Source organism: Ensifer sp. ENS10 (assembly GCF_014852025.1).
GTDB lineage: Bacteria > Pseudomonadota > Alphaproteobacteria > Rhizobiales > Rhizobiaceae > Ensifer.
Genome location: NZ_JACVAS010000007.1, coordinates 381,923 through 393,502, shown reverse-complemented (window position 1 = coordinate 393,502; position 11,580 = coordinate 381,923). Strand labels below are relative to the sequence as shown.

The window sequence follows — 11,580 nt, the reverse complement described above, 5'->3', positions numbered from 1 at the left end:
TGGAAGGCTCAAGCTTGCCACCGCGCAGTGGCACTCCGCGGACGGTTCGCCTTAGTCTTATATATGATCGGCTTCGTCAAGTTTTCTGCGGCATCTTCGGCAAGCGGAAGCTGTGCATTGCCCTCGCCGGAAAATCGCGCTACGACGGCCGATAAAAGATGAGGAAAATAGTCATGAATATATATTCGATTTCTAATGGTCTGCGCAGCCTCGTCATTGCGGCGGCGTTCGCAATCGCCGGCGCGCCGACCGCCATGGCCGAGACGCTGAAGATCGAACACAGCAGCGGCGTCACCGACGTGGAGAAAAACCCGAAGACGGTGCTGGTTTATGACTTCGGCATGCTGGAGACGCTGGATATGCTCGGCATTCCCGTTGCCGGCGTTCCCGGCGCGGCAATCCCGCCTTCGCTCGCAAAATACAAGGCCGACAGCTATCCGAAGATCGGCACGCTGTTTGAGCCCGACTACGAAGCCATCAATGCCGCAGAGGCGGACCTGGTGATCGTCGGTGGTCGATCGCAGGCGAAATATGCCGATGTCGCCAAGATCGCACCGACGATCGATCTGACCTCCGACGACAAGGACCTCATCGGCAGCGTCAAGAAGAATGCCGAGATTCTCGGCCAGGTCTTCGGCAAGGAAGCGGAAATCAAAGCGAGCGTCGAAAAGCTCGATGCCTCGATCGAAAAGCTTCGCGGCATTGCGGCTGAGAAGGGCACCGGGCTGATCCTGCTCACCACCGGCGGCAAGATCAGCGCCTATGGCAAGGGATCGCGTTTCGGCGTGTTGCACGATGTCTTCGGCATCAAGCCGGCCGATGCGGAACTGCAGGTAGCGACCCACGGTCAGGCGGTTTCCTACGAGTACATTCTCGAGACCAATCCCGATTGGATCTTCGTCGTCGACCGCGATGCGGCAATCGGCCAGCAGGCGCAGCCCGCAGCGGCATTGCTCGACAACGAACTGGTGCGCCAGACGAAGGCCTGGAAGGACGGCCACGTCGTCTACCTCGACTCCGCCAAGCTCTATCTGACGGCCTCCGGCCTGAAGTCGCAGCAGGATATCGTCGACCAGCTCACGCAGGCACTCGAGAAGAAGTAGGGCTCGGGCGGCAGCGCTCGCTGAGTGCGATGTGATCGGACGGCCGCGAACATATCTCTCGCGGCCGTTTCATTGTTCAGGGAGACCCGACAGGAGGAGCAGATCATGCTGAAAGCGTCCAGCGGCTTCCTTTCGGGAAGAGCTGAAGGCACTCGACTGGAGTGAGAGCGAGAAGAGGGCTTGACGGGCGAGGAGCCGTTTCAAGGACGCTGAGACGGCGTTTTTGGGGTTAAAGTTAAAAGGGGAGCCAACACCAAATACCTTTAGATCTTACGGTATTTTTCTGGGTTGGCTCCGTTTTTGAGGAATAAACAATATTGTAACTTGATTTATATCGCTTTCATTAAAATACATTTCGAATTTTATGCTTTTTTTAAATGACAAAGCGGAACGAAATCCGCAATCAATCAATGTATTCTTTACGCTTACTCTGGTTTACGCTTACGCCACGCGCTGGGTTGAAGGGCATTAGCGGATTAAGATCCTCCGAAACCCAGGCTGTTTTCGTTCATACTCAGGAACGAAACGCCAATGTGACTCCAAACGCGGGCGCGCGGAAGCTACCAATTCTGGTTAGTGGTTTGTAATTATTGGCTGTTTGTGGCGTAATCCGCAGTCCCAAGCCGTTGTTATGGCGTCAAGATTCACGCGCACCAGCGCGACTGTGGGCACCAAACATGCGGTTGTGTGCCCCGCTTCCTCGCGCGAACGGTCGACCCGCTTCGCCCGAAGCGCAAGTTTACTAGCTCTAACGAAGTATTATTAGGTATATCGACCTCGCGAAATGAGTAGGCGGTACCGGGAATACCTCGGCAGCTAATCCGTTTTCTCGTCTCGGAAGGGTTGCGCCTCGCGGAAATGGATGGCCCGTCGTGTGCGGCGGAACGGCGATCACTGCCATCTTGATGACGTTTTTCACGCCCCCAATAAGGGGGTCGATCGCAGTGTAACCCAAAGATGGTTCGATTTATAACGATTTAAGAACGCTTATGAAGCGCCTCTAATCCTTTTGGGTTGTTTCGTAATGAAGATCTTTACGTTACATTAGCTATCGCGAATTTTCCCGGGGCGGGAAGATATCGTGATGCATAGTGGTTCCGAATAAATTTTCTGAAAGTGTGGTGCACAGCGGGAAAAACGCAGCACCCATAAAAACAAATGGAAAAATCCTAGGAGGGCGTAATGTATCCGGGAAGCTCCAGCGTTGGTGATTTTGAAGAAAACAACAAGGCTTTATCGCAGAAAAAAAAGATTGTCATGCTTGCCAAGATCGATCTGTTTGCCGAGTGCCTGATGCAGGCGGTCGGCTCGCGGTTTCAGGGGCACGACATCGTCTGCTTTTCCGATCCGGACAATCTGTTGGACGGCAGTCTCGTCGACGTGACGTTGATCATGCTCTACCGGATGCCGGCCAAGTCCTTTCCAGCAATCTTGCGGACGATCCACGAGTTCCACCCCAAGACCTCGATCGGTCTGGTGGTGGAGAATGCCGACGAGCTCGATCCGTCGATTGCCGGCTTCGTTGAAGAGCGGTTGATCCATGGCGTTTTGCCGTTGAACCTGAACCTGGACGTCTGCCTTGCGGCCATCGATTTACTGATGAAGGGAGGCGAGCACTTCCCAGCCGCCTTACTGCGACGGCTTTCGCCCGAGCCCTTCGCCGCGAGCAGTCTCTATGGCCGGCGGGCAGAGCTGTCCGGATCCGGTCCGGCCGCAGGCGCAGGTCGGCGCAAGCGCGATGCCGGACCTGACGGACTGACGACCCGCGAAGTTCAGATCCTCGATCTGATCTGCAAGGGAACGCAAAACAAGATCATCGCGGATCGTCTTGGATTGTCGGAAAATACCGTCAAGGTTCATGTCCGCAACATCTACAAGAAGATGAACGTCCGCAACCGCACGGAGGCGGCGTCGCGTTACTTCACCAACGATGCGGCGGCCGAACGGGGTGGCGACACGCTTTCGTCGCGCTGGAAGAACTAGGCTCGAAGAACTAGGCTCGGCAGCGTCGACCAAACACTCCATTTCTGTGCCTCGACGTGGTCGAGAGCGCAGATGTTGGTGTTTGGATATCGTCTATGAGGCCCCGTTTGCCGGGTTCCCGTGATCTGGTCTGTGGCGAAGCGTGGTCGCCAGGGCGGAACACGCGACCGGCACCCGTATGGTCTACTCCCCTGAGAATGGCAATGTTTCTTGAGCGATCCGATAGCCCGCTGTGACTTCAAGATGGTTAACAAGGTATTAGATGATTTTGTTGATTGGATTATAATGTAACTATTCGTGATTATGTTTCCGATTATCTCATTCCTATTTCAGATTACATTATATCAATCCTTATTGTTTTAGTTGACGCGCTAATGGTTATTTGATAATTAACTAATATTGAAATTGAAGATAAGTAGATTTTGGGATGAATTGTAGAATTCTATTTCTGTCGGGTTGTGCGTGAATTTGTAATAAAGAACAAACTCCTTATTATATTTACATTGGCAGCCCGTCTCCAATCACCATGAGAAATGGTGTGTACAATAATTGGAGGTGCGTATGCGAAAGGTCGTTCCGGGGCCGTTGTCTGTCGTCGGGCAACGGGAATTTCTAAAGAAGATTTCAGGAATACCAAGGAGAATTCTAGTAACAGGTGGAGGCGGGTTTCTTGGCTCTCATATTTGCGAAAGACTTCTTTCTCTAGGTCATACGGTTATTTGTCTCGACAATTTTTCAACCGGACGGCGTGAAAACCTCTCTCATTTGGTGCAGAACCCGCATTTCCACATCATCGATCATGACGTTCGCAAACCCTATCTGATTGACGCCGACGTCATCTTCAACTTTGCCTCTCCCGCATCGCCGCCCGACTATCAGGCCGATCCGGTTGGCACTCTCATGACGAACGTCCTTGGCGCGCTGCATGCACTCGAAAATGCGCGCGCCACCGGCGCCACGGTCATCCAGTCCTCGACTTCGGAAGTCTACGGCGATCCGCTCCTCAGCCCGCAACGCGAGGTCTATTTCGGCAATGTCAATCCGATCGGCCCGCGTGCCTGCTACGATGAAGGAAAACGGTCGGCCGAAACCCTGTTCTTCGACTACCACCGATCCCATCGGGTCAAGATCAAGGTCGCGCGCATCTTCAATACCTACGGTCCGCGCATGCGTCCGGACGATGGCCGGGTGATCTCCAATTTCGTCGTTCAGGCCCTGCTCGGCAAGGACCTGACCATCTATGGCGACGGGCAGCAGACCCGGTCCTTCTGCTATGTCAACGACCTGATCGACGGCTTTCTCCGGCTTTCGGTCTCGGCGGATGACTGCATCGGCCCGATCAACCTTGGCAATCCTGGGGAGTTCACCGTTCTCGAACTTGCGCAGATGGTGCGGTCTCTGACCGGGTCGCGCTCGCGCATCGTTCACCAGGCGGCGGCCGTCGACGATCCTCGCCAGCGCCGTCCCGATATCTCGCAGGCGCTGACCGAACTCGCCTGGGAGCCGAAGGTCATCCTGCGCGACGGGCTTGAGCGCACTATCGCCTACTTCGAGGAGCGCCTCAGCGCGGCCGATCGCGCAACGGCGGGACAGGCGGTATGAGATGTCCCGCGTCGTACTCGTCACCGGCGGTGCCGGCTTCATAGGAAGCCACACCTGCAAACGCCTTGCCCAGCAGGGTTTCGTCCCCGTCGTCTATGACAACCTGTCGACGGGACATAGGGCCAACGTACGCTGGGGTCCCCTCGTTGAAGGCGATCTCGAGGATACGGAACGGCTGGCAACGGCCGTCCGGACGTTCCTGCCTGAATGCGTGATCCACTTTGCGGCTTCCGCCTATGTCGGGGAATCCGTCGAAGACCCGGGAAAATACTACCGCAACAACGTCGCAGGCAGCATCGCGCTGCTCGGAGCCTGCCGCGCGACCGGGCTGGCACGCATCGTGTTTTCCAGTTCCTGCGCCACCTATGGCGTGCCGCAGCGGCTTCCGATCACCGAGGATACGGAACAGTTTCCGATCAACCCCTATGGGCGCACGAAGCTGATGATCGAGCTGATGCTTGGCGACTATGCGCGCGCCTATGATTTCCGCTCCGTCGCGCTGCGCTACTTCAACGCCGCAGGCGCCGATCCGGAAGGACAGCTCACGGAACGGCACGATCCCGAGACGCATCTCATACCGCGTGCCCTGATGGCGGCGGCCGGCGGGATCGAACGGCTCGACATCTTCGGCGACGACTATGCGACGCCGGATGGAACCTGCATTCGCGACTACATTCACGTGACCGACCTTGCCGACGCCCATGTCGCGGCCGTCAACTATCTGAATGACGGCGGCGAGGTACTGCGCGCCAATCTCGGCTCCGGACATGGAACCTCGATCCGGGAGGTTCTCGAAGCGATCGATCGCGTTACCGGGCGACAGGTTCCCGTGCAGATGTTGCCGCGTCGCCCGGGCGATCCTCCCGTGCTCTATGCCGACACCAGCCGGGCGCGGCAGCAACTGGGCTTCCGGCCGGCCTTCTCGGATATCGAAACCATCATCCGCACGGCGGCGCTGGGTTTCGGGCTGGAGGTGCGGCGATGAGCTGGGCAGCCACAGTCGATGGATTTCGGCGCTACGCCGATCTTGCGCGTGCGGGGCCTGTCAGGCCGCGTCTGACGACGCTGTTTTCCGGGCGCTTGCAGATCCTGAACATGCTGGGGGTTACCGCGTGGTTCGCGGCCTTCACGTATTTCTGGTGGTGGTGGCTCGATCCGGCCCATGTTCTGGACTGGCCGTCCTACGTCCTTATCACCGTCGTCGTCGGGTGGATCACCCTGCTGCCGGTCTACTTCATCACGATCTTTTCCGGCGCGAAGGTGGCCACGGTGAGCACGGGGCCGGTGCCCCAGGGGCGGATCGCGATGGTCGTCACCAAGGCGCCGTCCGAGCCGTTTGCCGTTGTACGCAAGACGTTGCAGGCGATGCTGGACCAGACCGGCTGCGACTTCGATGTGTGGCTGGCGGACGAAGACCCGTCGCCGGAAACGGTTTCCTGGTGTGCGGCCCACGGGGTTTTCATCTCCACGCGAAAGGGTATCGCCGAATATCATCGCGCCGCCTGGCCGCGCCGCACGCGCTGCAAGGAAGGAAACCTTGCCTATTTCTACGATCACCACGGCTATGACCGCTACGATCTCGTGGCGCAATTCGACGCCGATCACGTGCCCGAAGCCACCTATCTCGTCGAGGTGCTGCGTCCCTTCAACGACCCGTCGGTCGGCTATGTCTCGGCGCCGAGCATATGCGACGCGAATGCCGCGGCAAGCTGGTCGGCTCGCGGGCGGCTTTACGCGGAGGCGAGCCTGCATGGCTCCCTTCAGGTCGGCTACAACAATGGCTGGGCGCCCCTATGCATCGGTTCCCACTACGCCGTGCGGACAAAGGCCCTGAAGCAGATCGGCGGATTGGGGCCGGAGCTCGCCGAAGATCATTCGACCACGCTGATGATGAATGCCCATGGCTGGCGCGGCGTGCATGCCCTCAACGCCATAGCCCATGGCGACGGGCCGGCGAACTTTGCCGATCTCGTGGTTCAGGAGTTCCAGTGGTCTCGCAGCCTCGTCGCGATCCTGCTGAAATATTCGCCTTTGTATGTGCCGAAGCTGCGGCCGCGGCTGCAGTTCCAGTTCCTGTTTTCGCAACTCTGGTACCCGCTGTTTTCGTGCTTCATGGCGCTGATGTTCCTGATGCCGATCGTGGCGCTGTTGATGGGGCGGGCCTTCGTTGACGTCGACTATCCCGATTTTCTGCTGCATTTCGTGCCTTTGTCAGTGGTTCTGGTCGTGCTCGCCTATTTCTGGCGTTCGACCGGTACGTTCCGGCCGCACGACGCGCGGGTGCTGAGTTGGGAGACGGTCCTGTTCCTGTTCGCGCGGTGGCCCTGGTCGCTGCTCGGCTGTCTGGCGGCGGTGCGCGATCACCTGACCGGCTCGTTCGTCGATTTTCGCATCACGCCGAAAGGCGGCGGTGCCGCGGCTCCCCTGCCGCTTCGGATATTGATGCCCTATTTCGTGCTTTCCCTGATGTCGGCGCTCGCCGTCTGGCTGATTTCCGATGCCGGAACGGCACGCGGCTTCTACGTCTTCGCCGAGATCAACGCCCTCGTCTATGCCGGGCTCGTGGTGGTGATCCACGTTCGACACGCCCGCGAGAACGGGCTGCCGCTTATGCCGCGTTCGACGATGACCGCAATGACGGCCGGCTCTCTGGTGCTGGTTTCGGTGCTGTCGGCCCAATCGGCGGTGCGTCACGGCGCCGAGGCAACGGAGGCCCTGTCGCATGGCTTGGGTTTCGTGACCTTCACCGAGGCGAAATACACGGTCGCCGGCGCCGGACACGGTACGAAACTCAGGATCGTTCGCTTCCATTTGCAATGGAAAGGCTTTTCTCAGCCGCCCGAGAGCGGGGCGCGGATCGAACCTGCCGTATCACGGGCCACCTCTAACAATGCCGGAAGAAGGAGTGTCAGTGAAACGAAGTACCGGGAAACCAGGACGACAAAGAAGGTCGGCCGATACTACGTGCCGTCATGACGGCGGCGAACAGTCGAGTGTGTAATCTCCAATGTGAGGAGAAAGTGGATGAAAGGGTCGATAAAAGTCATGGTTCTGCCGCTGTTGCTGCCGGTTGCAGCCGCTGCGGTCTACTTGGGCGCCCAGCCGGTCAAGGCGAAGATGGAAGTCAAGCCGACGCCGCTCAGCGCTTACGAAGTCTATTCCCTCTACCGCAACAAGACCTGGCAATGGTCCACCGGCGGTGCACGCTTCACCGCGCATGACCGCAAACTCGTGGCCTTTGTCGACAAGGGCAACGGCAACCGATCCTTTGCCGAAGGCAATTGGTACGTCAGCGATCTCGGCATGATGTGCATGCAGGCCATCTGGACGACCGCGGCCGAGGCCGGCGATGCGCGGACCTGCTTCGGCCATGCCAAGATCGGCGACACGATCTATCAGCGGAAGGTGCCAAACGGCGAATGGTATGTCTTCAAGCATGCAAAACCCAAGCCCAATGACGCCTACTACAGCCTCGTCGCCCAGGACGACATCACAGCAAAGGCGTTGCGTCTCAAGGAACAGTTCCTGGCCAAAAAATAGACGCAGCAGGAGGATGAAATGAAACGCAAATTGGCATTCGCCCTATGCACTGCCCTGGCCCTGCAACTGGACTTCGGCAGCTTGGTATCCGCGTTGGCGCAGGAGCAAGCCAATCCTGCGGGCAATGCCGGTCAGACCCAGACCATGATCGACAAACGTCCCGTCATGCACCCTGGCGGAACGAGATTCGGCGCCTATGACCCGCATGGCGATTTCGGCGCCCAAAGCGATGTGACGACCGAAGCTCTGTTCCTGCCCTGGGAGGACGTCGATCTCGCATCCTTGCGCACCGCTGACGAGTATGCCCTTCAGCGGGGACGCAATCTGCTGATCACCATCGAGCCCTGGTCCTGGTCGCTCGACTGGAAATTGACGCCGGCGCAGCTCCGCGACCGGATGCTCAGGGGTGAATACGACGTCAACATGGAGGCGATCGCCGACATGATCGCCGAGCTGAAGAGCCCGGTCATCGTGCGCTGGGGCCAGGAGATGGAAGACACGTCCGGACGGTTCTCCTGGGCTGGCTGGGCGCCACAGGACTGGATCAAGGCCTACAAGCATGCGATGGACATCGTGCGCAAGAAGGCGCCGAAGGCGCAGATCATGTGGTCGCCAAAGGGTTTGCCGAACCTCGATGCCTATTATCCGGGTGACGATTACGTCGATCTCGTCGGGCTGTCGGTCTTCGGGCTCGAACCATTCGATCAGATCGAATATGGGACGCCAAGGACGTTCGCGCAGGCGCTCAAGCCCGGCTACGACCTGGTGGCCAAGTACAACAAGCCGATCTGGGTCGCCGAGCTCGGATGGGAAGGCAGCCCGGCCTATATGCAGCCCTGGATGAACACCGCGACACAACCGGACCCGCAGTTCCCCAACCTGGCCGAAGTCGTCTACTTCAACGACCGTGACGTCATCGAATGGCCGCACAATCTCGGCCGGCCGAACTGGCGCGTGGTCAACCAGACCACGAACTGACATTGCCGGCAGTAGCGCGCTCTGAACGGGCGCGCGAGAAAGCTCAAGCATCTCGTTTGGCTGGATGCCCTTACTTGCAGAAAAGCCCCTCGCTTGAGGCGAGAGGCTCGAGTTAGAAGTGCCGGCGTTGTCGGCTGCGATTTACTCGGCCGCCTGCGGCCCCAGTTCGCCGCGACGGATCTGGTCGGCTTCGATCGATTCGAACAGGGCGCGGAAGTTGCCCTCGCCAAAGCCTTCGTCGCCCTTGCGCTGGATGAACTCGAAGAAGATCGGGCCGATCACTGTCTTCGAGAAGATCTGCAGCAGGATCTTCGTCATGCCGCCGTTCACCACACCTTCGCCGTCGATGAGGATGCCGTGCTTCTTCATCCGGTCGATCGGTTCGTCATGGCCGTGAACACGGTCATGCGACATGTCGTAATAGGTCTCCGGCGGGCCTGGCATGAATTTCAGGCCATTGTCCGCCAGCTTGTCAGTGGCGTCGTAGATGCCTTCGGTGCCGACGGCGATGTGCTGGATGCCTTCGCCCTTGTATTTGCGCAGATACTCCTCGATCTGGCTCGTATCGTCCTTGGACTCGTTCAAGGGAATGCGGATCTTGCCGCAGGGCGAGGTGATCGCCCGGCTGACGAGGCCGGTGATGCGGCCGTCGATGTCGAAGAAGTGGATCTGGGTGAAATTGAACAGCTCGCGGTAGAAGGCCCACCACTTGTCCATATTGCCGCGATAGACGTTGTGCGTCAGGTGGTCGAGATAATAGAATCCGACGCCCTCGGGCCTCGGATTGCGCTCGCCGGTCCACTCGAATTCGGTCTCATAGGCAGAGCCCTTGGCGCCGTAGGTCTCGACGAAATAGAGCAGCGAACCGCCGATGCCGACAATCGCCGGAACATCGAGGCACTTGTCCTTGCCTTCATAGGGGATCGCGCCCTTCGAAACCGCATGGTCGAAGGCGTGCTTTGCGTCGACGACGCGCCAGGCCATGGACGGGGCGCAGGGGCCGTGCTCATCGACGAAGCGCATGGCATGCGAGCCGGGTTCGGCGTTCAGAATGTAGTTGATGTCGCCCTGCCGCCAGACCGTGATGTTCTTGGTCTTGTGCTTGGCAACCGGGCTGTAACCCATGCGAGCAAAAAGCTCGGCGAGCTTCTCCGGTTCCGGATGGGCGAATTCGACGAATTCGAAGCCGTCGGTGCCAGCGGGGTTTTCAGCGGTAATCGTTGCCGGCGGGGCGTCATGCGGGAAGGGGCCCATCGGAAGTCTCCTCTTGTTCTTCCAAACTTTGCTGGAGTATGACGCAATTCCCATGCATGATGCTTGTATTCTTGCGCGGTTTAGACAGGATGGCGCACGGAACATGCATAATAGTGAATTAGGATGCAGGAATGGAGCAGCTTGACGGGTTCGATCTCAAGATCCTCAGCGAATTGCAGCGCGACGGACATCTGACCAATAATGAGCTGTCGGAGCGCATCGCACTTTCGCCGTCACAATGCTCACGGCGGCGTAGCCGGCTCGAAGCCGAAGGCTACATCACCGGCTATCAGGCACAGATCGACCGGCAGAAGCTCGGCCTCGATCTGATGGTGGTGATCTCGGTGACGCTCGCCACCCACAACCGCGACAATGCCAAGCGCTTCGGCAAGCTCATTTCGAGTTTGCCCGAGGTGTTGGAGGCCTATGCGCTGACCGGTGAGATGGACTATCACCTGCGGGTGGTGACGCCTGACCTCGCGGGGCTGTCGCGCTTCGTCAACGACGTGCTTTTGCCGCATGACAGCGTGCAGCACGTGAAGACGTCGATCGTGCTCGAAACCCTCAAGAGCTTCGAGGGCGTGCCGATCCCGGAGCGGATGAAGGGCTGACGTTTCACCCCTCGCGGCGGGGTTTCTCCACTTTGCCGATGGCGCGCTCAATCGCCTCGAGACCAGCCGTCAGCGCCTGCATTCCGGCGGCTCCCACCAAAGCGTCGAGTTCGGCCTGGTAGTTGGCCGCAAGCGCCGTCAATTCGACATAGGCACGCAGGCCCGCCTTCGTCAGCTGGAGATGTTCGAGGCGGCGATCACCTTCGTTTTCATTGCGCGTCAGCCAGCGCCGCTCTTCGAGTGCTGAGACCGCGCGGCTCACCTTGGTCTTGTGCATGGCGGAATGCGCGCCCACTTCCGTTGCCGTCATTGGACGACGGGTGCTGCCGAGGGCTGCCAGCGTTCGCCATTCCGGGCGAGTGAGCTGGTAGCGCGCCTTGTATTGTGCGGCAAAGCGCAGGGCGACGAATTCGGCTGCGCGGTTCAGCCGATAGGGCAGGAAGGCATTGAGCTCGAAGCCGTCGGCGGCCATCGGTGTTTCCTTGATAGTTACAAAATCGATAGTTACG

General features: G+C 58.8%; 10 protein-coding genes. 8 read left to right on the top strand and 2 right to left on the bottom strand.

Translation table 11 applies throughout. The features are described 5' to 3' along the window. Positions 1 to 173: 173 nt before the first annotated feature. From IB265_RS24285 to IB265_RS24255, 7 genes are all read left to right on the top strand, one after another. Positions 174 to 1,103, top strand: coding sequence for a siderophore ABC transporter substrate-binding protein (locus IB265_RS24285; RefSeq protein ID WP_057254500.1), 930 nt, complete (start codon positions 174 to 176; stop codon positions 1,101 to 1,103). A 1,182-nt stretch (positions 1,104 to 2,285) separates the two neighbouring features. Then, positions 2,286 to 3,086 carry a response regulator transcription factor gene (locus tag IB265_RS24280; protein WP_057254501.1) on the top strand — a complete coding sequence of 267 codons (801 nt, stop codon included), beginning with the start codon at positions 2,286 to 2,288 and terminating at the stop codon, positions 3,084 to 3,086. Between the two features lie 561 nt (positions 3,087 to 3,647). Then, positions 3,648 to 4,688 (top strand): UDP-glucuronic acid decarboxylase family protein, encoded by a 1,041-nt coding sequence (locus IB265_RS24275; protein ID WP_082641249.1) that lies wholly within the window; start codon positions 3,648 to 3,650, stop codon positions 4,686 to 4,688. A 1-nt stretch (position 4,689) separates the two neighbouring features. After that, entirely contained in the window at positions 4,690 to 5,673 is a 984-nt protein-coding gene (gene galE, locus IB265_RS24270) for a UDP-glucose 4-epimerase GalE (RefSeq protein ID WP_057254502.1), read from the top strand. Next, positions 5,670 to 7,664 carry a glycosyltransferase gene (locus IB265_RS24265; protein ID WP_063893335.1) on the top strand — a complete coding sequence of 665 codons (1,995 nt, stop codon included), beginning with the start codon at positions 5,670 to 5,672 and terminating at the stop codon, positions 7,662 to 7,664. Before galE ends, IB265_RS24265 begins: the two co-directional genes overlap by 4 nt. A gap of 48 nt (positions 7,665 to 7,712) precedes the next feature. Beyond that, complete coding sequence (locus tag IB265_RS24260; protein ID WP_057254503.1) at positions 7,713 to 8,228, top strand: DUF995 domain-containing protein; 516 nt, start codon at positions 7,713 to 7,715, stop codon at positions 8,226 to 8,228. A gap of 18 nt (positions 8,229 to 8,246) precedes the next feature. After that, positions 8,247 to 9,206 carry a glycoside hydrolase family 26 protein gene (locus IB265_RS24255; RefSeq protein WP_057254504.1) on the top strand — a complete coding sequence of 320 codons (960 nt, stop codon included), beginning with the start codon at positions 8,247 to 8,249 and terminating at the stop codon, positions 9,204 to 9,206. Between the two features lie 141 nt (positions 9,207 to 9,347). Here IB265_RS24255 and hppD read toward each other — a convergent pair whose 3' ends face one another. After that, a complete protein-coding gene (gene hppD / locus IB265_RS24250) occupies positions 9,348 to 10,460 on the bottom strand; it encodes a 4-hydroxyphenylpyruvate dioxygenase (protein WP_057254505.1) in 1,113 nt (370 codons plus the stop codon). 131 nt (positions 10,461 to 10,591) lie between these two features. Here hppD and IB265_RS24245 point away from each other — a divergent pair, with 131 nt between their 5' ends. Further along, complete coding sequence (locus tag IB265_RS24245) at positions 10,592 to 11,071, top strand: Lrp/AsnC family transcriptional regulator (RefSeq protein WP_057254506.1); 480 nt, start codon at positions 10,592 to 10,594, stop codon at positions 11,069 to 11,071. Positions 11,072 to 11,075: 4 nt separating this feature from the next. Here the strand turns inward: IB265_RS24245 and IB265_RS24240 are convergent, their stop codons facing one another. After that, on the bottom strand, positions 11,076 to 11,543 hold the full coding sequence (locus IB265_RS24240) for a MarR family winged helix-turn-helix transcriptional regulator (RefSeq protein ID WP_057254507.1): 468 nt from the start codon (positions 11,541 to 11,543) through the stop codon (positions 11,076 to 11,078). Positions 11,544 to 11,580 lie beyond the last annotated feature (37 nt).